Annotated in this window: 14 protein-coding genes and 1 other annotated feature; of the genes, 7 read left to right on the top strand and 7 right to left on the bottom strand. The window is 27.0% G+C overall.

Going from position 1 to position 23,997, the window contains the following annotated elements:
• Positions 1-149 precede the first annotated feature (149 nt).
• Positions 150-1,148 carry a tryptophan--tRNA ligase gene (gene trpS / locus ACYUE0_RS10275; protein ID WP_061994143.1) on the bottom strand — a complete coding sequence of 333 codons (999 nt, stop codon included), beginning with the start codon at positions 1,146-1,148 and terminating at the stop codon, positions 150-152.
• Between the two features lie 92 nt (positions 1,149-1,240).
• Positions 1,241-1,474, bottom strand: a binding site (T-box leader).
• A 139-nt stretch (positions 1,475-1,613) separates the two neighbouring features.
• On the opposite strand from trpS, the gene ACYUE0_RS10270 reads away from it, so the two are divergent.
• Together ACYUE0_RS10270 and ACYUE0_RS10265 are read left to right on the top strand one after the other, a co-directional pair.
• Entirely contained in the window at positions 1,614-1,829 is a 216-nt protein-coding gene (locus ACYUE0_RS10270; protein ID WP_010294359.1) for a hypothetical protein, read from the top strand.
• A 165-nt stretch (positions 1,830-1,994) separates the two neighbouring features.
• On the top strand, positions 1,995-2,513 hold the full coding sequence (locus ACYUE0_RS10265; protein WP_460270459.1) for a hypothetical protein: 519 nt from the start codon (positions 1,995-1,997) through the stop codon (positions 2,511-2,513).
• A 128-nt stretch (positions 2,514-2,641) separates the two neighbouring features.
• Here ACYUE0_RS10265 and ACYUE0_RS10260 read toward each other — a convergent pair whose 3' ends face one another.
• On the bottom strand, positions 2,642-11,212 hold the full coding sequence (locus ACYUE0_RS10260) for a GH36-type glycosyl hydrolase domain-containing protein (protein ID WP_460270458.1): 8,571 nt from the start codon (positions 11,210-11,212) through the stop codon (positions 2,642-2,644).
• A 214-nt stretch (positions 11,213-11,426) separates the two neighbouring features.
• Between ACYUE0_RS10260 and ACYUE0_RS10255 the strand changes: the two genes are divergently transcribed.
• Positions 11,427-11,735 (top strand): hypothetical protein, encoded by a 309-nt coding sequence (locus ACYUE0_RS10255; RefSeq protein WP_199869067.1) that lies wholly within the window; start codon positions 11,427-11,429, stop codon positions 11,733-11,735.
• Positions 11,736-11,796: 61 nt separating this feature from the next.
• Here ACYUE0_RS10255 and ACYUE0_RS10250 read toward each other — a convergent pair whose 3' ends face one another.
• Positions 11,797-13,092, bottom strand: coding sequence for a M18 family aminopeptidase (locus ACYUE0_RS10250; protein WP_460270457.1), 1,296 nt, complete (start codon positions 13,090-13,092; stop codon positions 11,797-11,799).
• 244 nt (positions 13,093-13,336) lie between these two features.
• Here ACYUE0_RS10250 and ACYUE0_RS10245 point away from each other — a divergent pair, with 244 nt between their 5' ends.
• Both ACYUE0_RS10245 and ACYUE0_RS10240 read left to right on the top strand, forming a co-directional pair.
• A complete protein-coding gene (locus ACYUE0_RS10245) occupies positions 13,337-14,521 on the top strand; it encodes a cation diffusion facilitator family transporter (protein WP_460270456.1) in 1,185 nt (394 codons plus the stop codon).
• A 369-nt stretch (positions 14,522-14,890) separates the two neighbouring features.
• Positions 14,891-15,994 carry a PRK06851 family protein gene (locus ACYUE0_RS10240; RefSeq protein ID WP_199869064.1) on the top strand — a complete coding sequence of 368 codons (1,104 nt, stop codon included), beginning with the start codon at positions 14,891-14,893 and terminating at the stop codon, positions 15,992-15,994.
• A 192-nt stretch (positions 15,995-16,186) separates the two neighbouring features.
• Here the strand turns inward: ACYUE0_RS10240 and ACYUE0_RS10235 are convergent, their stop codons facing one another.
• Entirely contained in the window at positions 16,187-17,944 is a 1,758-nt protein-coding gene (locus ACYUE0_RS10235; RefSeq protein WP_460270454.1) for a MutS-related protein, read from the bottom strand.
• 606 nt (positions 17,945-18,550) lie between these two features.
• Between ACYUE0_RS10235 and ACYUE0_RS10230 the strand changes: the two genes are divergently transcribed.
• Positions 18,551-18,835: a hypothetical protein gene (locus ACYUE0_RS10230; RefSeq protein WP_061994152.1), complete on the top strand. Its 285-nt coding sequence runs from the start codon at positions 18,551-18,553 to the stop codon at positions 18,833-18,835.
• 218 nt (positions 18,836-19,053) lie between these two features.
• On the opposite strand, the gene katG is transcribed toward ACYUE0_RS10230, so the two are convergent.
• Positions 19,054-21,249 (bottom strand): catalase/peroxidase HPI, encoded by a 2,196-nt coding sequence (gene katG / locus ACYUE0_RS10225; protein ID WP_460270453.1) that lies wholly within the window; start codon positions 21,247-21,249, stop codon positions 19,054-19,056.
• Positions 21,250-21,638: 389 nt separating this feature from the next.
• A complete protein-coding gene (locus tag ACYUE0_RS10220) occupies positions 21,639-22,151 on the bottom strand; it encodes a DUF3189 family protein (RefSeq protein ID WP_460270452.1) in 513 nt (170 codons plus the stop codon).
• Between the two features lie 434 nt (positions 22,152-22,585).
• On the opposite strand from ACYUE0_RS10220, the gene ACYUE0_RS10215 reads away from it, so the two are divergent.
• A complete protein-coding gene (locus ACYUE0_RS10215; protein WP_460270451.1) occupies positions 22,586-23,122 on the top strand; it encodes an HD domain-containing protein in 537 nt (178 codons plus the stop codon).
• Between the two features lie 155 nt (positions 23,123-23,277).
• Here ACYUE0_RS10215 and ACYUE0_RS10210 read toward each other — a convergent pair whose 3' ends face one another.
• Positions 23,278-23,952: a Dph6-related ATP pyrophosphatase gene (locus ACYUE0_RS10210; RefSeq protein WP_460270450.1), complete on the bottom strand. Its 675-nt coding sequence runs from the start codon at positions 23,950-23,952 to the stop codon at positions 23,278-23,280.
• Between the last annotated feature and the right edge of the window lie 45 nt (positions 23,953-23,997).

Below are 23,997 nucleotides of genomic sequence, written 5' to 3'. Positions count from 1 at the left end.
CTTTGTCTATTATTTGCTTGTTAGTAATCATTAATTCATAATATTGAATGTTATTTTTATAATTGCTCATTAAAAAATTTTAAACACTATAATCTAAAGATTTTAAATATGATAATTAAAAATAAAAAAACAGCTTTAAAGCTGTTTTTTTACATTTGAATAAATCCTATTTTTCTTTTCATTTTTGAAAGGGTTTTATTAGCTACATATCTTGCTTTTTCCGCACCTTTTGTATAAATTTCTTCAAGTTCTTTTTTATTTTCTAATAACTCTTTTACTTTAGTTTGAACTGGCTCTAATTCTTCTACTATAGCTTCCCCTACATCCTTTTTAAATTGTGCATATCCTTGACCTTTATATTTTTCTTCTATTTCTTCCATAGTCATATTTTTTATAGCACCTAATATTGTCATTAAATTTTTAACACCTGGTTGCTCATCACTATATCTTACCTCACCGATACTATCTGTAACTGCTCTTGAAATTTTCTTTCTAATTACATCTGGTGGGTCCATTATTAATATATAGCAATTTGGATTTTCTTCTGATTTTGACATTTTCTTTTCTGGATTTTGTAAATCCATTATTTTAGCACCTGCTTTTGGAACATATGCCTCTGGAATTTTAAATGTTGGACTATAGGTTTTATTAAATCTCTCTCCAATATCCCTTGCAAGTTCTAAGTGCTGTACTTGGTCTATTCCAACAGGTACTACATCGCTTTGATATAAAAGTATGTCTGCTGCCATTAACACTGGATAGTTAAATAAACCTGCACTTATACTATCTCCACTTTTCTTTGCTTTATCTTTATACTGAGTCATTCTTGAAAGCTCACCCATATAGCTATTACAAGTTAAAAGCCATGAACATTCACTGTGTGCTGGTACATGTGATTGTATGAACATAGTATTTTTCTCTGGAATAATTCCTGATGCTATATAAATAGCTAAAATTTCTAAAGTTCTTTTTCTAAGATCTGCTGGCTTTTGTTGAACTGTAATAGCATGTAAATCTACTACACAAAAATAGCACTCATATTCTTCTTGAAGTTTAACCCAATTTTTTATAGCTCCTAAATAGTTTCCTAATGTTAAATCACCTGATGGTTTAATTCCACTAAATATAACTTTTCTTTTTTCTTCCATAATCAATACCTCCAATATATATTTTAAAATTAATTCTTATTACATATAATTTTTTATTTTAAATAAAAAAACAAAAGCCCTATAGAATTAATCTATAGGGCGTCAATAACGCGGTACCACCTAATTTTAGCTTTAAAAGCTACTCTACTCTTAGATACATAATAATATCCTACCTCTATAACGTGAGGACACGTCAAAGACTACTATGTATTTCGCCTTTGCTCTCAGAGACCCATTCAACTTAATCATAATTGTGATAATTCCACCGTCTATCACTCTCTTTAAATTTGTTTTTAAGTTTACTTACTTCTCTTCATAGATTTATGATTTTATAACAGTATACTCCTGATATTTGTTTTGGTCAATGTTTTTTATTAATTTAGTATTTTTTTTTTATTTATAGCCAAAATAATTATGAACCACTAATAAATTATTTCATTTTTATACAAATAAGGAGTTGATTATATGACTAAAGATAAGAAAACAAATTATGCACCTAACTTAAGAAACTATTTGGATGCACCACTTAATAAAACTAAATGTTTTTCAAAAAAAGATTATATAGAACTTCCAGACAATGTTACTAATCCTATTGTAGCAAATAATATATCTAATGCAGAATTTGATTATACTTATAATCGTGGAGAAGATATACCTACTACTGAAAATAAAGAAGATTAGTATATACTTTTTTTATATCTTAAAATAAGTTCTACACTTATTTTAAGATATTTTTATTTACTTTAAAGATTAATTTCATGTTAATAATGTAAATTTTTATATTTTATTGAAGATAATTACTCCACAGTTGATATAATGATTATTAAAAGGCTAAGGAGTGGTAACTTGAAAAATTTCAAATTTTTTATAGTTATATTGTATATTTTTTCCACTATTTTTCTTTTTGGATCTACTCCTACTCCTACTAAACAGCAACTAGTCATTGAGGACTTTCTAAACAGTATATATTCTTTTAAAAATGATGAAATTCCCATTGTATTACAACATAATTCCATATATCCTAAAGACTCATTTTTATCAAGAGTCAAACCTTATATGACCAAAAATTCATATGATAAACTCACTTCTAAAAAACTTCAAAATAAATACGTAAAATTAGCTGTTGACATGGGCTTTGATAGTGAATGCGATATAATTAAAATAACTAAAGTAGGAAAAAGTAATAATTATGATTACTTTATAAAAGTGCACGTAATTTTTAGTGATACTTGTACTAAAGAATCCTATACAATCAAAGGCTCTATTTCTTTAAATAACGATAGACAGAAACCTAAAATTAATATTTGCCCTAATATTTCTATACCTAGTATTGGTTCTAGTACTCTAACATCTAAATTAGTATAGTTCTTATTTCTGTTTTTCATTATATATAAACTAATTTTTATTAACACTACAAAAATGAAGGTGTCTTATCAAAATAAAATTCTACTTTGAAATACACCTTCATTTGATTAATTTTTTACATACCATTTTTATTGATTTTTAATTCTATAAATTAAGCTATGTTCACCATTCTCATATCTTATAAAATTACTTTTTATTAAATTCCCGTCTAAGTAAATTCCATTTTCTTCACCGTACTCCACATTTATTATATATGTGCTCTTATCTGTTTTATGCGTTATAGTATATTTTTTAAAAGGTATGTTTTTTAAAGGTTCTATTGTAAATCCTTTCCCATCTTTAAGTCTAAATCCTAATATTGCCTCTATGGCTACTTTATACATCCATGAAGCACTTCCTGTATAATAGGTCCATCCTCCTCTTCCATTATGAGGAAATGAAGAGTACACATCTGCACACATCACATATGGTTCGACTTTATATTTATTAGCAGTACTAAAATCTTTGCTGTGATTTATTGGATTTATCATATTGAAAAGTTCTACAGCCTTTTCTCCTTCATTTAAAACAGCATATGCTAGTATAGTCCAAATAGCACCATGAGTATACTGCCCACCATTTTCTCTAACGCCTGGAATATAACCTTTTATATAGCCTGGTTCTAAGTTTGATTTATCAAAAGATGGAGTTAAAAGCATTATTATGCCTTCTTGTTTGTTTATTAAGTACCTGTATAAGTTACTCATAGCTTCCTTTGCTCTTGATGTATCTGCACATTTAGATATTACACTCCAAGATTGACTTATTGAATCAATTCTACATTCATCATTTTCACTAGAACCTAATGGAGTCCCGTCATCAAAATATGCTCTCTTATACCAATTTCCATCCCATCCATTTTTTTCTACAGCCACTTTAAGTTTTTCCATAACACCAGCATATTTTTCATATAGATTTAAATCACCTTTTTCTTTGCATAAATATTTAAAGTTATCTAGTACCGAATATATGAACCATGCAAGCCAAACACTTTCTCCATTACCTTTATTGCCAATGGTGCTCATTCCATCATTCCAATCACCACTTCCCATTAAAGGCAAATCATGTATTCCAAATTTCAATGATTTTTCTATGGCTTTTATACAATGCTCGTATATAGTTCCTTTTCTATGAGATTTTTTTACTTTCCCATAAAATTCATCTATATCATCTTTTAAAGGTTCGCCTTTTATATATCTTACTTCATCATCTAAAATAGAAATATCTCCAGTTCTTTCTATATAATCACAAACTACATATGGTAGCCACAACAAATCATCACTAAACTTAGTTCTTATACCACATTCACTGTATGGGTGCCACCAGTGCATAACATCTCCTTCTTCAAACTGATATGAAGCTGAATAAAGTATTTGATTTTTAGTAATAGACTTATCGAAATATATAATTGACATAACATCTTGTAGCTGATCTCTAAACCCAAAAGCACCTCCACATTGATAAAATGCAGTTCTAGCCCAAATTCTACAACCTAGACTTTGATATAAAAGCCACCCATTTACCATTATGTCTAAACTTCTATCTTCTGTTTTCACTTGTGTTAGTTCTAATTTATCACTCCAATATTTTTTGGACCTTTCTAATTCAATATCTACATTTTCTAACTTTCTAAAATATTTTATTCGCTTTTCTATATCTAATATAGTTTCTTCTGCCCCTAACATTATTGTTATAAATTTTTTTTCAGATTCATTTAATTCAATAGAAGTGATTCCTGCTAAACATGGATTTAACCCTTTTCCACAAGAACTTTCTAATGTAATATTTCTAAGTCCATCAGGTTCTTTAATGTCACCATTATATCCCAAAAAGTTATCCCTATGACCTGTTAATATAGTGTTTTTTTCACTAAACGCAAGATAACATTTGGTCTCCTTAAAATTCTCATTGTAAAAATTATCTGCTGTAATGTATCCATCTAAATTATTTATATTTGTTACTATAGTTCTATATGTTTTATCCCTTACATCACCTAAAACTAATTCACCATAATATCCTAACTTAAAACTTCTTTTCTTATTAGTTGTATTACACAATTTAATTTTTATTATTTTTATATTTTTATCCTGAGGCACAAAAAATGTAGATTCAGTATATATACCTCTATTTTCTTTTACAAATTTTGAAAATCCCATTCCGTGTTTAACAATAACTTCATCATCTTTATCTTCATAAGTTGGTCTAGTAATATTCCAAATCTCATCATTATCACATAAATAAATATTTTCTGCTGATTGGTCTATTACAGAATCATTATTCCATGATGTTAATTTATTTTCTCTACTGTTTTTATACCATGTATAACTAGAACCAACTTCTGATATTATGAACCCAAAATCTTTATTAGCTATAACATTTATCCATGGCATTGGAGTAGGATTACTATTTTTAATGACAATTGTATAGCTTTTTCCATTATCAGAAAAGCCGCCATATCCATTAAAAAATTCTAGGTCTTTTACCATTTTATTTCTAACTAAATTGAATCGTTTAGATTTTTCATATTTTTTTTCGCTTATAATTTTTAATAATATTTGAGGTGTAAGGTCTTTTTTAAATTTACTATGCTTAATTTGTTCAAAAACATCACCATTACCTCCATCAAAATACAATGCAGAAATAAATTTTATTAGATTAAAGTCTTCATCTGATATATTGGATATTATATGAATTCCTCCATCTTTATCTTTTAAATATTCAATTTCATTTTTTACTATTATATTATTTATAGTTTCCATTATAGGCATCTCATAGGAGCTACACTCTCTATTGACTATAACCAAATCTATTTTTAATTTATTTGTAGTAAGATACTTATGACAATCAATTATCTGTCTTAACAAATATAAATGTGATTCTTTATATATCTCTACAACCATTATAGGAATATCACCTGAAATTCCATATTTCCATAAATCTGCTTTTTTGCCTTGTGGTTTTACTATATTTTCAAATTTGTCTTTATTATCTTCTTGCGTTAATACTATATTAGTTAAAAAATCTTGATATAAATTTGCTTGTAAAGTTGTGATATTTAAATTTAAAAGTTGTTGTTGAATATGTTCTTTGCATAGAATTGGTGAACTTTTAATCTTATTAATATCTTTATATTTTTTTATTAAATCCACACATTTAGTTTTATCAAAACTTACAGCACTTATAAAATAGAATTCTATAGTATCCTTACTACCTATTTCAAATCTTCTTCTTAATGAAATTATAGGATCTAAAACTGCCCCAACCGAACTACTTAACTTTTCATTATCTATTAACGCTATTGGTTCTTTTTTATTTCTACATCTTCCTATAAACTTCTCCCTTGAAGTTTCAAATTCTAAGGCGCCTATATTTTCACTATCTCCAATTAAACATTGAGCTACATAAGGGCTTTTTTCTTTTTTGTTTCTAACTCTTCTATTTGCCACAACAATTTCATCATCTTCATAATAATTTGTTTTAATAAATAAATTACCAAAGGCGGGATGTGACAAATCCCCTTCATAACTTTGAAGTACAATTTCACAATAACTTGTTAATTCCAATACTTTCTTTTCATTACCCTTATTGTAAATTTTCACAGCTCTTACTTCCATATTTTCATCTTTATGAATAAAAACAGTTGTCTTTACTAGCATATCTTCATCATTTCTAAAAAATTCTGCTCTATCTAAATAAAAACAAGCACTATATCTTTCATAATCTTCTCTAATTGGTTCATAAGTTGTTGAAACATATCTATCTCTTTTTATTTCTTTTAAATAAAAGAAAACTCCACTACTATTTTCTGGCATAGTGTTTCTATATCTATTTACTAAAATTTCGTCAAACTTAGAGTATCCAAAGCCAGTGCTTGACATAACTAAAGAATAATTTTTATTTGACATAATAGTAAATTTCATTGGATCTTCTAATATATTTTTTACCGTTCTTGGTGGTATTTTCTCTATATGACTACTACTATTTAAAATATCAATATTACCTACATTATACTTATTATCATAGATGATTTTTTTACTTCTTTTTTCTTGAAGCAATAATTCATTAGCTTTAATAATAGGATTTTCATGAAAATATTTCTGTAATATATTTTCATTTAATACATTGTCTATAGCCATAATAGACATACCTAAATGATGTATCATATAACTTTTAACTATTTTTCCATTACTATTCTCTGTTTCAGCCCTATTTTTTGTGTAGTCTACAGCTTCATATAAACCATATTTTCCATATACATCATTTTCTATAAGAATATTTAAATTTTCTATTGCACATTTTTTATTTTCCATTAATGATAATATAGTTGCATAAGGTGCTATTACAACTTCTTTATCGTTATAATTTTTTAATGCTATTTTAGGTACACCAAAAGCTTTATACTGATAGTTTAAATCTTTGTCAAATTCATAATATGCACTTTCTGATATTCCAAAGGGTAGTTTTAGTTTTTTACCATAATCAATTTGATTTTTAAGAGCATATTTATAACTTTCGTCTATAAGCGTATTTTCATAATTTTTCATTACTAATCTTGGCATAAAATACTCAAACATTGTTCCTGACCAAGACATCAATCCTTTATTATTACTTTTTCCACCTAATAATCTTCCAAGACTAAACCAGCTTTCCACTGGTATATCTCTTTTACAAATAGCTATAAAATATGCATTTCTCGCTTCTGAAGCTAAAAGATCATAATAATTGTTAGTTAAACTTTCTTTTTCTAAATCAAATCCAATAGATAATAACCCTCTTTTACTATCATATAAAAATGAGAAATCCATATCTTCACACATTGTTATTATTTTTTCATTTAAACAATTGATTCTAGATATTATTTTATCAACACTAAAATTGGTTTTTAATAATATATCTATGCCTTCTTTACTTGATACTTCTTTTAAAGCTTCCTTAACTATATCTTTATAAGCAGTTATAGGAGAATTCACAAATCTCGTCGTAAGATTTGCTATGGTCATATTGTCATATAATTCTAATTCTTTTATAAATGGAAATACTTCATTTATATATTTAAGTTGCATTTTACAATGATTTATTAATTTATTGCACCAGTAGAACTTTCCTTCTTCATTCCTACCTTCATGTTCACTTAAAAGTTCTTCTGTATTGCAAATTATATTAGAAATCATAGTTTTAAATGTCAATAAATCTTTACACCTATTATTTAAATTATCTTTAACCATAAAATAAAAGTAATGATTACATTCTATATCTTTTATTTCCCCTATAGTTAAATTTAAAATATCTCTTAACCCTAAAATTATTTTTTCCATGATAGGTGTATTTAAATTTTCATTCAAACCTTCATAAGTAGTATACAAATAAGTTATTAAATTTCCACTATCAACTGTAGATACATATTTAGGATTTAAAGCTTTTTTATTTGAGCTATCATACCAATTAAATAAATGTCCTTTATATTTTTCTAATGTGTTTATATTTTCTATTGTTTTTTCTATTCTTTCAGTTGCTTGAATTATATTTATATATCCTAAATCTAAGGCTACTATATTGGAAATTATGCACATTCCTATATTAGTAGGTGATGTCCTATAAGCTAACTTTTTACCTGGGTCCTCCTGATAATTATCTACACCTATATAGTTACATCTTTCATCTATAAAATCCTCAAAATAAGCCCATGTTCTTCTTGAAATTGTTCTTATCAAAATTTCATCTTCATTATTTAAAATATATTTTTTTGTTTTCTTAGGAATACTTATTAAATACGCAATTAATGGAGCCATTATCCAAAGAGCTGTTACTAGTATTAATAAAATATTACTCTGATTTAGCAATACATTTATGAGCAAAATTCCTATTCCTATTAAAATTGATTGAAACATTGTATTTAAATATGTAGTAAAATTTCTTTTTGAAGTTCTCTCTACATAGTCAGAGGTTTGCCATTGTAATAAATTTTTATGAGAAAAATTCTTTCTATATATAGTTCTAATTATGGCATCTAAATTTAAATATGCTTCATAAGGTAAAAAAATCAATATTAATAAAGACCTAAAGAAACTTTCTCTCACTAAAATAAACTCTTCTTTTAAAATAGATCCTTTACTAACGTTTTTTACAAAATTAAATAAATTACTAGGGAATGAAGTAAATGGCCATAAAATAATTAGCATTAGCCAATAACCTACATTTCCTGGCAATATTTTAAACGTTATAAGTATTAAACTTAAAATTAAAAATATTGAAACTAAACTTCTTCTTAAGTTATCTAGTATTTTCCATTTGGAAAGTAAGTTTATATCATCACTGTATAACCAAGGTGTTAGTTGCCAATCTCCTCTAACCCATCTATGTTTTCTTTTAGAATTCGCATTGTAGAAACTTGGATAATCATCTATAAGTTCTACATCACTTACAAGTCCACATCTTAAATAACTTCCCTCTAAAAGGTCATGGCTTAAGACGGTATTTTCAGGAATTTTATTGTCTAAAGTTTTGCAAAATATATCTAAATCATATATGCCCTTTCCTGTAAATATACCCTCTTTAAATAAGTCTTGATATACATCTGAAACTGCTGTAGTGTAAATATCAATTCCACATTCTCCTGAAAATAATTTTGAAAAAATAGTTTTATTGCTACTAGCTAAACTGATACTTATTCTTGGTTGAAGTAATCCATATCCTCTTATAACTTTACCATTAGAACCAATGTATCCTTTATTTAAAGGGTGTGCCAATGTACCTATTAATTTTTTAGCTCCATTCATAGGTAATTTAGTATCACTATCTAGTGTTATTACATATTTAACCTTTCTTAGATTTTTTAAATCTCCACTTATTATTCTAAAAGTTGTTTCTTCATTTCCCATTAAAAGTTGATTAAATTCAACTATTTTACCTCTTTTTCTTTCGTACCCTATATATAAATTTTCACCCTCATTAAATACTCTATGTCTACATAAAAAAAAGAACTGTTCTTTTTTATTTTTACAGTATTTTAAATTTAATTTTTTTACTTCCTCTAATGTAAAATTTACTATGTCATCATCATCTTCTAAATTTAATTTTTTACTATCTTTCAAATCTCCTAAAAGAACAAAAAATATGTTTTCATCTTTATTTCCTAAATAATACTGTTCAATATTTTCTAAAAGTTCTTTTGCTCTTTTTTTATTATTTATTATTGTTGGTATTATGACTGATGTTGAATATTCATAGGGTATATTCTCTAAATTCAATTTAGGTAATGTATACGGCTTATTTATTCTCATAATAGTAAAATTCAACCCTCTTATAGCTACATCACTCATAGGTATAATTAAAAATATAGTTGCTAAAATAATTTTATAAGTATATTCAGTCTTACCTGGTATTGCATAAAGGAAAGTTATTATATTTATTGCTGTAAAAATAAATATAAGTAATAAATAACTTATAACTGCTTTACCTTTTATCATTCTTTTTATTTTTTCAAATCCACTATATTTTATTTTTAATATATCATTTAACTTATCTCTACCCTCATCTATTAAATAATAACCAATATGATTTTTAAATTCTTCCCTTTCGCTTACTTCCTTACACTTCATAGCCTTTTCAGCAATATAACTTTCTCTTATATCATTTTTTAAGGATATAAGAGAAATAATTCTTCTATACTGGTCTTTTGATTGAAAATCCATTTGATTATAAAAGTAATCTTTACTTAGTATTTTCTCTACATTAGAAACTTTTTCAAATACATATCTACAATTTAGCTTTGAAGTTTCTATTAGTGAATTTACTGAATTTGATAATAACATATTTCTTAAATTTTCTTTTTTATAAATATTTATTTCACTTAAAACTGAATTTACTTCTATAGATTTAACTAATTCTTTTAATTCTAATGTTATTTTTTCATCATCTTTACCTGTATCTTTTAAAATTGTTAATAATTTTAGTATAGTTTCTTTATCAACATCTTTATCTTTAATCAATGTATTTATATTCTTTTTTTCTAAGCTTTTATTATATATATCTAAAGCTTTTTCTAAACTGTTAATCTGAGAATAAATTTCTTCTGATAACTTATCTATATATTGTATTATTACTACTTTTATCATAATTGGAAAATACCAAATTTCATCCATTGTTAATTGATTTTCTTTTTCATACTCTTCAATAAACTCTGTGATTGTATTTTCATCAATATATGCTAATCTATCATTTATAAAATTTAAAGCTAAAACATACACTCTTGGAAATCCACTAAATATGCCATCTTTTATTCTTGGTAATTTTTTTAGGTTTTTTCTTTTTAAGCTTTGTTTTAAATTTTTATATTCTTTATGTATTATATATATATTATCAATAATCCATTGACTTCCACTAATAACAGACGCTCTAGGATTATTTTTTATTTTTTCATATACTTTTTTAATATTTTTATAATTTCTGTCCACAGTGACAGTTTTTATTTTTGAATTTAAAGAATAATCTACTGCTGAAGTCTCCAATGCTATCTCTTGAGCAATAATTGTAGCACTCTTACTACTTTTATTTATTTTTATACAATCTTTTAAAAATTTGTATTTATATACTAATTTATTATTAAAATATAAAATTATAAAGGTCAACACTACCAATAATGAAAAAAATATATATATCATAAACTCACTCCTTTATAAACACTATCTTAAAAAAATTATTGACATGTTATAAAGTAATTAATCATTTTCATACTATTCTCATTCGAACCAACTTCTTAATTCACGTATTTATAATAAATTCAACTTGAAATCCTATATTCAAATTAAAATTTGATTGTAATATGAATTAAGTTTATAATTATAATAAAATTTAATATGAAATAGGAGGTAAATAATGTCAAATATACTTGTTATAATTTTACTCTTATTAGCAGGACTACAATTTTTCTTTGCATTTTTCATGCCTTGGAAAAAACTAGCTGATACATTTGAATCTAGTGGAGCTAAAATAAAAAATAAAAATAAATTTATTATGACTCAAAAAATACTTCATTTTTTAGTAGGGGCTTGCGTTTTATTAATAACATATGTTTCCTATAAAAATGATTTTCAACTTAATAAAGTAACAATAACACTTATTATTTCTCTTATGATTTTAGCAATTCTTCCAACTTTAAATAAAAAAATCAATATAAAATTTTAAAAACAAAAAAGCTATCCCATAAGTTATATTTTACCTATTGGATAGCTTTCTATTTTACTAATTATAAATTATAAAACTCTAAAAATGATTTCATAACATAAGTGTGGTCATCCACTCCAGCTAACTCTCTTATAGAGTGCATTGCTAAAGTAGGGTTTCCAATATCAACTGAACGTATATTTATATGAGTTGAATTTATTGGTCCTATTGTTGATCCACCTCTCAAGTCTGAGCGATTAACAAATTTTTGAACTGGAACTCCAGCTTTTTTACAAACCATTTCATATACTGCATCTGAATCTGCATCAGTTGTATATGCTTGATTTGCATTTACTTTTATAACTGGTCCTTTATTTATAAGTGGTCTACTTGTTGGGTCATGCTTTCCTGGATCAGCTGGATGAATAGCATGAGCATTATCTGCTGATATTATAAATGATTTCGCTAATGCTCTAAAAAATTCTTCTCTTTCTTTTCCTAATGATAAAACTATTCTCTCTAAGATATTTGAAAGCATGTCAGAGTCTGCACCTTGTTTTGTTGAACTACCTATCTCTTCATTATCATAACAAACCATTACATTTGTTCCATTAGTTGTTTTAGCATTTATTAATGCTTCTATTCCTGCATGAATCATTTGTAAGTCGTCTAATCTTCCCATAGATATAAACTCGTCATTTAATCCAATTATACTTCCTTTTTCATACTCATATAAATATAAGTCAAAATCTATAATTTCTTCTTTATTAACGTTTAACTCATTAGCTAATACATTTAATAAATAATTTCCTTTTTCAAGTTCTTCATTTACTAATGAAAGTATTGGTAATGTATGCTGTTGAGCATTAATATCAAAACCTTTGTTTACATCCCTGTTCATATGTATTGCCATATTAGGAATTATTAATATAGGTTTTTTCACATTAACTAATTCTGATTTAGGAAAAAGTATATTATCACTTTTTAAAATTACCCTTCCTGCTATAGATAACGGCCTATCAAACCAAGTACTTAATATTGGTCCACCATAAACCTCAGTATTTAATCTAATATAAGAATCTTCAACTGTCATTTCACAGTTTGGTTTTATTCTAAATGTTGGAGAGTCAGTATGTGCTCCAACTAATTTAAATCCATGTTCTTCGATTTCGCCATTACCTACAGTAAAAGCTACTAATGCGGAATCATTTTTAGTTGTATAATACTTTCCACCTTTTTTTAAATCCCATTTAGAACTTTCTGACAATTCAACAAAACCTGATTTTTTTAATTTCCCTTTTACTGATTTAACTGCATGAAAAGCTGTTGGGCTTTCATATAAGAAATCTATAAGTTCTTTTGCAAATTTTATTGCCATAACACGAACACCTCCAAATTCAAATTTCAATTCTAGTATAACATATTAAAAATACCTAAGCATATGAAAAAAGTAATAGTTTAAAATTTAACTATATCCGATTCTTATACAGTTATTAAATGAGAAAATTTAAGGCTTAGTTTAGCTAATAGTTAAGAGATAATAGTTATTCCTTTAATATATCTAATATGTTATAATTTAGTATTGAAATTTTATGGGTATACTAATTTGGGAGGTGCTTTTTTTGTTTTCAGATTTTTTAATTAAAAAATTCGTAAAAAATTATGATGATGTAAAAAATAAAGAAGTAAGAGAAAGGTTTGGTTATCTAGGTGGTTTTATAGGTATCTTAGTAAATTTATTTCTATTTGTAATTAAACTATCTGTTGGACTTATAAGTAATAGTATAGCTGTTATCGCAGACGCCTTTAATAATTTATCTGATGTAGGCTCTTCTGTAATAACTATTTTTGGATTTAAACTTTCTAGTAAACCTGCAGATAAAGAGCATCCATTTGGACATGGACGTATAGAATATATTTCTGCTTTAATTGTAGCTTTTTTAGTTATGTTAGTAGGATTTCAATTTATTTTATCCTCTATAGATAGAATCAAAAACCCAACTACTATAACTTTTGCTTGGATGCCTTTTATATTAATACTAGTTTCTATTTTATTTAAATTATGGCTTAGCATATTTTATAAAAACCTTGGAAATAAAATTAATTCTTCTGCTTTAAAAGCAAGTTCCGTTGATGCTATAAGTGATGCAATTTCGTCTAGTACAGTTGCCTTATCTTTATTTTTATCTAAATTTATTTCTTTTCCTATAGATGGTTATATGGGAATTATAGTTTCTTTAATAATTCTTTATGCAGGATTTAATTTAGTAAAAGATACCTTAGATCCACTCCTTGGCTCTGCCCCTGATGCTGAGTTGGTTGAGAATATACAAAAAGAAGTTTTAAAATATAATGAAATTCATGGTGTTCATGATCTACTAGTGCATAACTACGGGCCAGGAAGGATAATGGCTTCAATCCATGCTGAAGTTCCTTGTGATATCTCTATTATCAAAATACATGAAATAATTGACGCAGCTGAAAAAGAAATTTCAGATAAATTGAATATATTTTTAGTTATACATATGGATCCAATTAACACCAATGATGAGGAAGTTTTAAAGGATAAACTTTTAGTTGAAAACTTATTATTAAAATTTCCTATAATTAAATCCATTCATGATTTTAGAGTGGTAGGTGAAGGCAATATTAAAAATATTATATTTGATGCTGTAATAAACTCTCATGAAAATTTTTCTAAAGATGATGAAAATAATTTAATTGAAAATCTTAATTATGAAATAAAAAAAACTCACTCACATTATAATCTATTAATAACAATTGATAGAGACTATTTGGGAATTTGATTTATTTCTTCATTACAGTCAAATTTATAAGTTTAAATGATAATATATTATAAAGTCATATAACAGTTACTATAACTATTTACTTTCATAATTTTTTTATATGAAAACTTCTCACTTAATAAAGATATAAGGTATATGAAAAGAAATCAGAAGTTTAAATATTAATTTTAAAAATCTGTAGATTTATAGAAATAACAGAAATTATATTTTAGTTTCTGTTATTTTTTTACCTAAAATTAATAATAGTTGTATTTATTTTACAATTAATGCATAAATTAATATAAGAAGAATAATTTAACTATATTGGGTTAACTTATATATATTTAGTGAATATTATATATATAGATAACAAATTTGGAGTGTGGTTTTATGTCAAAGAAACAAAAACATTACTTTTTAGGGGGAAATACCTCAGTAGGCTTTTACTCTCATTATGATTATATTCTTCCTCAAAATGAAGCTAGAAGAATAATATGTATAAAAGGTGGCCCTGGAACTGGTAAATCATCTTTAATGAAAAAAGTAGGAAACTTATTTATAGATAAAGGTTATACTGTAGAGTTTCACCACTGCTCCTCTGATAGCAATTCTTTAGACGGTGTTGTTATTAAAGGCTTAAATATAGCTTTACTAGATGGAACTTCTCCTCATGTTGTTGATCCGAAAAATCCTGGAGCAATTGATGAAATATTAAACATGGGACAGTGTTGGAATGAAGATGGTTTTAAAGAATATCGTGAGAATATATTGGATGTTCAAGATAAAATAAGTAAAAAATTTAAAAGAGCATATAGATTTTTAGCTGCAGCTAGAAATGTATATGAAGATTGGTATACTTTTAATAGAGAAACACTAGATTTTAATAAAGTTAATCATTTAAAGGAGAGCCTTAAAAATGAAATATTCTCAGATGAAATTTCTTCAGTAGGCTTTGATAGACACTTATTTTCAACTGCTTTTACTCCTGGTGGTGTTATAAGCTTTATTCCTAATCTAATAGAAGATGTGGAAAATGTTTATATATTAAAAGGTGCTCCTGGCGTTGGTAAAACTGAAGTATTAGCCTATTTAGCTGATGAAGCGGTAAAACGTGGTCACTATGTAGAAGTACTTCACACCCCATTAATGCCTGAAAAAATTGAGCACATCTTAATTCCTGATCTTAATATAGCTGTAGTTACATCTAATGAAATTAACAAATTAGCTACTCAAGGTATTGTATATGATATGAATAAATTTTTAGATGAAGCATTAATAAAAGCTAATAAAGATGAGATAGAATATGTAAAAAATACTTTCTATATTCTTCTTAACAAAGCATTATCTTGTATCCAACAAGCTAAACACCTTCATGATGATTTAGAAAGCTATTATATTCCTAATATGAATTTTGATAAGATAGATGCTGTATCTAATGAAATAATACAACGTCTACTTCAATATGAAAAAGAATATTTAACTGAAAAGCAATAAAAAAGTTGGTATACATATGGATTTTAAAACTTGAATTTTAATCCATATATTTACCAACGAAGATTTTTATAATAATTTAATATTATTAAGTTAGTGAACAGTGGTTTATAACTTAGGAAACTGACTTTCTGTTTCCTCTAAAACTCTCCACTGTTCACTTTTATTTTTCATGTCAAAACAGTGTTTCCCACTTTAAATTAAAGCTTTTTCTGCTTCCATAGTTGCATTATCGGTTATAACTTTAGGATACCCTAAATATTTTAAAAGTTTTATAGCATTACCTGATTTACATACTCCATTTTTAAGCTTATAATCAAACACTAACCCTTCTTGCTCATCTACATCTTCACAGAAATAGTAACACTCATATTTTTCTTTAGAGACTTCTGTTAGTTCAATATCATGAGTTGCTACTAATGGTATTGCATTTTTATCAATAATATATTTTATTATCTCTCTTGCTGATGCAATTCTTTCTATTGGGTTAGTTCCTCTAAATATTTCATCTACCATGCATAATCCAGTTATATCCTCATCTATACTATTTAAGATTCTAAGCAATGCTTCGCATTCACCTAAATAATAACTTGTTCCAGTATTAACATCGTCAGATACGCTTAAAGATGTTATAACCCTTAATAAACTAGCACTATATTCTTTTGCAACAACTGTATATATAGTTTGTGCAAAAAGCGCATTTATACCTAGCATTCTTAAAAATGTAGATTTACCTGCCATATTAGAACCAGTCAATATAACACCTTTTTTATCTAAAGAAAGTCCATTTGAAACAGCATCTTCTATTAAAGGATGTACACCCTCTACTATCGAAAGTTTCTTCTTTTCATCTACAAAATTAGGTTTGCAATAATATTCTAATCTTTCTCTATAACTAGCTATAGAAATAAGAGCATCTATTTCTCCAACTGTTTTATAAAGTTCTATCAACTTGTCTCTATTTTGTTGTATTGTATCTATTATATCGTAATATCCTCTTATTTTGGTTAAAAACAAGACATTTATATACTCTATAAATACATCTGCCCCTTCACTAGCCATTAAATATGTTGCCTTACGTTCTATAACATTAAAATACTTTATATTTTCTTTTAATATATTTTGATGTTCTAATAACGCACCATTACTCTTAACCTTATTTAACCCTTTTGCACAAGTTATAAGACTTGCAGCATAAGCTATTGAACTTACTTCATCTTCTATTTGTTTTTCAGATTTATAGTTTATAGAAGAGTTTAATGCAAAGCTTCCAAATAAAAATAATAATGCTTTAGCTCCTATAAAAAAGAACATAATTAATGCTACTATTGGAAGTAACGCTGCCAATTTATAAATATATTTCTTTGCTTGAACAATATTAGTTTTACTATTCAATAAACTTATAATGTTTCCTTTTCTTTGTTTTCCAAGTGATAATAATGCTACCTGACTTTCCTCTCTCAACGTATCATTTTCTCTAAATTCTTCAATAATTTTATCACGTTTTAAAAGTTCTTGCACTTTTGTTTTAGGTGTTCTTAATATGTAATACAGAATTTGTTGCCCTGCTGTTGTAATTGCAACATCAATTTTTGAAAATACATCTTTTAAGTCTAAATCACTAGCACTCTGATCATCTAATATGTAGTAATCTTTTTCTTTTAATTCTTCTGGGTGAAATTTTTCAAAGAAATTCTCAATTCTCTTAAAATCCCTTTTTTCATTCTCTCCATAAGGCCATTCTTCTTTTAGTTTTATCATTTTTTCTATTTTTTTATGTTTTCTATAGAAATACATAGTAATAGCTATAAATATAAGAACAACTATAAATCCTATACCATAATACATAGGAGACTTTTCTCTGCCTAAATAAAACGTTCCTACAACGGATCCAAAAGTTATTCCTAAAAAAAACATAAAAATAGTTTTAGCCATCATTAACTTACTATCCATTAATTCTCTCCCCTTCAGTTTTTTATTTCCATGTTCAAATAAACTTCTATTTTAAACTACATATAAATTTTAAAGCTCTTTAAACATCCTATATATCAAAATTAGTTTATACTCTAATTCTAAATTTTTCAAGAAAAAATTATATAAAGCTATTAGTAACTAATACTTTTATAAGGAAACAAGCTCGCATTTAAATTTATTCAATAGCTTCAAAATATTTTTATGCAAAATGTAGCGTTGAATTTGAAGTGATTCGGAGCATGTCTCACTATTTTGGGTATCCAAGTTTTGGAACGAGTAATTTTAAAAGTCAACTTGGAACCCTATACAACAATCAAATTTCGAAATCATATATTTTAAATTATTCAAACTGATTTCTTTGCTTTTTTGTAAAAATATAGATATATAAACTAAATTTAAAACTTGTGTCCCTATATATCATAGTGTATAATAATTTTTCTAATTAAGAAAACTATATATTCACAACCATATTTATAGTGAAATAATATTAACTTAGTCATATGAAAAGAAATAAGAGACCACATGTTCTAAGCATATTAGTCTATTATTTATTTGATTATAACTTATATTAAAGGAGATTTTTTTATGTTTGAAATAATTGAAAGAGATTTAGAGGATATTTTAAAAGAAAAAATTAAAAGTTGCAATTTTGCAATTGAAAATATTGATTCTTTAGAAAGTATAAAACATATGGATAAAGTATATTTATCTAGAGCACAATTTAGACTTACTCTAATTAAGGAATTTAATCATGATGATACCTATGAAGAAGTATTAAAAGATGTTGAGGAAGCCTTAAAGATAAACCCAAACAACTTAAATGGACAAAAGCTAAAAGTAGAAGTTGAAGAATTACTTAAAAATAGTTAAATAAAATTTATACGTTATATTAAACAAAATAACAGGACAAAGATTGCTAAGCATTTTTTTATGTTTTATAAAAAGTTAGAGCTTACTCATATCCGTCTATTAGTAGATTCTATTACTTATATTTAATGCTAAATTTATAATATAATTTTTTCTCATACATTATCTAAAAATAGCTAGTAAAATTTTTATTATTTTACTAGCTAAAATTTAATCAATATTTATTTTTTTATATCAAAACGATCTGCATTCATTACCTTATTCCATGTTGTTACAAAATCTTGTATGAACTTTTCTTTATTGTCATTAGATGCATAAACCTCTGCAACTGCACGCAATTGTGAATTTGAACCAAATATAAGGTCAACCCTTGTTGCCGTCCACTTCACATTTCCTGTTTTCCTATCATACCCTACAAACTTTTCTTTAACATTTGGTAAAGCCTTCCACATGGTATTAATATCAAGAAGATTTACAAAAAAATCATTTGTAAGACATTCTTCTCTATCGGTAAACACCCCCTCCTGTGACTGCTTATAATTAGTGTTCAACACACGCATACCACCAATTAATACTGTCATTTCTGGAATAGTTAATGATAATAGTTGTGCTTTATCTATTAACATTTCATCTGCTGTTACTTCATAGTTATCTTTCATATAGTTTCTAAATCCATCGGCCTTAGGTTCAAGTACATTAAATGACTTTATATCTGTTTCCTCTTGGGTTGCATCCGTACGTCCTGGAATAAAAGGAACAGTTATGTTATACCCTGCATTTTTTGCAGCTTTTTCTATGCCAACACATCCACCTAATACAATAATATCAGCTAAGGAAACCTTTTTATCCTTTGAATGTGCATTATTAAAACTACTTTGAATTTTTTCTAGTACTTTTAATATTTTGTTAAGCCTTTCTGGCTCATTAACTTCCCATTCTCTTTGTGGTTTTAATCGTATTCTTGCCCCATTTGCCCCTCCACGTTTATCTGACCCACGAAATGTTGATGCAGATTCCCATGCTGTTGTTACAAGGTCTGATATTGATAAGCCTGAATCTAAAATCTTTTTCTTAAGCTCTGAAATATTCTTTTTATTAATCAATCTATAGTTAGCTTTTGGGATTGGATCTTGCCAAATAAAGCTTTCTTTTGGAACTTCTGGTCCAAGATATCTTGATATTGGTCCCATGTCTCTATGAGTTAATTTGAACCAAGCACGAGCAAAATCTTCTTGAAACTTTTTAGGATTTTCTAAATAGTCCTTTGCTATTCCTCTATAAATAGGATCATAAATAAGGGCCAAATCTGCCGTGGTCATCATAGGTCTATGCTTTTTTAAAGGATCATAAGCATCAACTACCATATCCTCTTTATCAACATTTTTTGCTAACCATTGATAGGCTCCTGCTGGACTTTTAACTAATTCCCACTGATATTTAAATAATGTTTTTAAGTAGCCCATTGTCCACTTTGTTGGCTCAGCCTTCCATGCTCCTTCAAGCCCACTACCTATTGTATCTGGACCTTTACCAGTTTTATAGCTATTTTTCCATCCTAAACCTTGCTGTTCTATAGGTGCAGCTTCTGGTTCTGGTCCAACATAAGTAGGTGATGCAGCACCATGACATTTACCAAAAGTATGTCCACCTGCTATAAGTGCAACAGTTTCTTCATCATTCATTGCCATACGAGTGAAGGTTTCCCTTACTTCTTTTACTGATGCCTTAGGACTTGGATCTCCATTGGGGCCCTCTGGATTTACATAAATTAAACCCATCTGCACAGCCGCTAAAGGATTTTCAAGTTCTTTATCCTCTTTATCACGTTCATTTCCAAGCCACTTTTTTTCACTTCCCCAGTAAATATCCTCCTGCGGTTCCCAAACATCTTCTCTTCCACCACCAAAACCAATTGTCTTTAGTCCCATAGATTCAAATGCACAATTACCTGTTAATATCATAAGGTCAGCCCAAGATATTTTATTTCCATACTTCTTTTTAATTGGCCAAAGTAAACGACGTGCTTTATCTAAATTTATATTATCTGGCCAGCTATTAAGTGGTGGAAAACGTTGAAGCCCTTGTCCTCCCCCTCCTCTACCATCACCAATTCTGTAGGTTCCTGCACTGTGCCAAGCCATACGAATAAAAAATGGTCCATAATGGCCATAATCAGCTGGCCACCATTCTTGTGAGTCTGTCATCAACTTATATAAATCATTTTTTAGTTCGTAATAATCTAGCTTTTCAAATTCTTCAGCATAGTTAAAATCATTAGACATAGGATTACTTTTCTTACAATTTTGACGAAGAACATTAAGCTTAAGCTGGTTTGGCCACCAATACTCATTAGTGGTTCCTTCTCCTGCTACTGCTTTACTTCTTCTTCCTGTCATAGGACATCTTATTTCTGACATAACATTATCCTTTCTTATATAAATACTATTACAGTAAATTATATAAATATTTAACTATTACTATGCCTTAATTCGTAGATAGTAAATATTAAAATTTTTAGTTATATCAGTACTTTATCCAAAACAATAGACAAAATCTAAAAAGTAGATAATTGCTTAAAATTTACTAATATCAAGTTAATTTATTTCCATGAAAATAAAAACCTTGAATCTACAAATATGTATTTTCAAGGTCTAGTTATATTTTTATAGTTAATAAGACTAATTTATTAATTATAAATATTTATGTACACACTAATATGAAAAATTCTCTAATAAAATTAATTTTAAATCCTTAATTTTTTAATATATCAGATTTTATATAATATACATTACATTTGTCTTTAAAATTATTTTTTCTTAAATTCCTTATTATCTAAAATAATAACCTCTGACTTATCTTCCTTTGCTTCTTTTTTTGTATTATTTACAAGTTTTATAATATCCTTATATGATTTTTTTGCTCCCTTTATAAGCAAAGGTACTCCTATAAAATCAATTTTTAACATCCTAGAAAATAGTCCACCAAAAGTCATTGGTAATGGCACCGTTGGCGACGTATTAGAAAATATAATTTTCTCATTTAATAGATTTTGTTTATTGAGCATAGAAGCTAAATTGTATAATCCTGGAATTAAAACTTTTGAACGTCCTCTACCTACAACATAGACTTCATTTCCATCTTTATCACTACCATAATAAAAAAGTTCTCCACGATTTCCATATACTAACTTATTAAAGTTAGGCAAATTCAAGATTTCATCCTTAGTCGGCTCTCGAGTTTCATCTAGCATTTCTAAGTGATAAGCCATCGCTAGAATAGATGAGTGGGTTCCTCCATAACAGTTGTATATATATATCATTAAAATCACCTAATTTCTTATTTTTAATTTCTTCTAATGATTGTAGTATATACATTAACTATTGGAATTAAACAGTCCTTAAACAATTTTTATACACGTTCTTTAATTTTTCTATAATCCATTACCACTATCAAACCTAATTTCTTTTTAATTCCAGCAGCACAATAATATAACCATATAAAATGCCTGTCTCAACTAGTATAATTATATGATTTACCCAGATCCCCTATATCCTCAGCATTATTATATTCTTCTTTATCCATATATATTTTTCAAGTTATGTTATAATTAGTTAAATTATTACTTAAAATATAACATTCAACACTAAATAATTTTAAGTGGTGTTCAAAGGAGATTGAGATATGAAACTTTGCAATAAAAAAAGCGTGCCTTCATTAGAATAAGCTCAATTAATTTTAAAAGAAGCTGAAAAGTTGAACCCAGGTCCATGGGTAAATCATTCTATATATGTAGCAAAAGCAGCAAGATTAATAGCAGAGAAAACAGATAATCTAGATCCGAACTTAGCATATGTTTTAGGTTTGCTTCATGATATAGGTCGAAGAGAAGGCATATATGCTATGAGACATGGAATAGATGGATACAATTATGCAATTAATAAAGGCTATGATTTAGTAGCAAGAACTTGTTTAAGCCATACAGCATTTAAATATAATAATGAAGTTGTTATTGTAGGAAAATGGGACGGTACAACTGAAGAATATAACTTTGTAAAGAAGTACTTATCAAATACAGAGGAAACAGATTATGATAAATTAATAAAATTATGTGATTACTTATCTCTTCCAAGTGGATTCGTTTTGATAGAAAAAAGAATTGTGGATATGGCATTAAGAGCAGGATTTAATGAATATACAATTCCAAGATGGAAGTCGACCTTTGAAATTTTAAAATACTTTGAAGAAAAAATAGGAACATCTTTTACCGAATGTAAAAGAAAATACTTTTAATTCTTAAAATAAGCAAACTCTATGTCATAAGTTAATGACAATTTTATTATAGAATTAGAATGTAAAATTATTTAATAGAGCAAACTCTTTATTCCATAGCAAAATTCATAAAAAGCCTTAGAAAAACTAATTAGTTATTCTAAGGCTTTCTTCTATTATATTTCTAAAGTTAGATACATATACTGTCCATCTGAAGTAATATCTCCCTCTTTAACTTTTATTTCTTCTTTAAAAAGTGGCCCTGCTATAACTGCAGTATGAAATTCCCCACCTTCTCCACAAGGATCAATCCCTCTTTCTTCAAGTTCTTTCATATAATCAAAAGTAAGTACTTTTCCAAGGTCTTCTTTCTTCATTCCTTTTTTTGTATCAATTGTTATAACCTTAGTTATAAATCCTAAAGAGATAAATTCCTTAACTACTTCTTTGTGATCCATTTTCCAAAGAGGTATTCCAAGCTCAAGTCCTACACTATGAGTAACTCTTTCATGCCAACACTCATTCTCTGGAATATCAATATCCCCAGTTACAAGAACTTGAGCTCCTTGTCCTTTTGCTTCTTTTAATATTCCTACAAATACTTTTTCATAGTTATCCCAATTTGCTGCTCCTATAAAAAGAGGTATTCCTATTGCTTTTGCTTGTGCTTTAAGTACATCTGTAAATAAACTATGAGCTCTTGACCTTTCTCCATCTTCCTCCATCATTACAATAATTCCTAAAGCTGTCCCCTGTTTCATAGCTTTGTATAAAGCTAAAGTACTGTCTTTGCCACCACTATATGAAGCTATAAATTTTTTATTCTTAGCACCATCAATCCAATTCTTCATTACTATACCTCTACTCCTAAATTCATATGTTTTTCTATAATTTTT

Source organism: Clostridium sp. CTA-19 (assembly GCF_054767855.1).
This window is presented reverse-complemented; position numbering and strand designations above follow the sequence as displayed.

Coding starts and splice junctions, on each gene's coding strand:
- ACYUE0_RS10255 (WP_199869067.1), top strand. CDS start 11,427: ATGTCAAATATACTTGTTATAATTTTACTCTTATTAGCAGGACTACAA.
- ACYUE0_RS10240 (WP_199869064.1), top strand. CDS start 14,891: ATGTCAAAGAAACAAAAACATTACTTTTTAGGGGGAAATACCTCAGTA.
- ACYUE0_RS10230 (WP_061994152.1), top strand. CDS start 18,551: ATGTTTGAAATAATTGAAAGAGATTTAGAGGATATTTTAAAAGAAAAA.
- ACYUE0_RS10210 (WP_460270450.1), bottom strand. CDS start 23,952: ATGAAGAATTGGATTGATGGTGCTAAGAATAAAAAATTTATAGCTTCA.
- ACYUE0_RS10270 (WP_010294359.1), top strand. CDS start 1,614: ATGACTAAAGATAAGAAAACAAATTATGCACCTAACTTAAGAAACTAT.
- trpS (WP_061994143.1), bottom strand. CDS start 1,148: ATGGAAGAAAAAAGAAAAGTTATATTTAGTGGAATTAAACCATCAGGT.
- katG (WP_460270453.1), bottom strand. CDS start 21,249: ATGTCAGAAATAAGATGTCCTATGACAGGAAGAAGAAGTAAAGCAGTA.
- ACYUE0_RS10250 (WP_460270457.1), bottom strand. CDS start 13,092: ATGGCAATAAAATTTGCAAAAGAACTTATAGATTTCTTATATGAAAGC.
- ACYUE0_RS10235 (WP_460270454.1), bottom strand. CDS start 17,944: ATGGATAGTAAGTTAATGATGGCTAAAACTATTTTTATGTTTTTTTTA.
- ACYUE0_RS10260 (WP_460270458.1), bottom strand. CDS start 11,212: ATGATATATATATTTTTTTCATTATTGGTAGTGTTGACCTTTATAATT.
- ACYUE0_RS10220 (WP_460270452.1), bottom strand. CDS start 22,151: ATGATATATATATACAACTGTTATGGAGGAACCCACTCATCTATTCTA.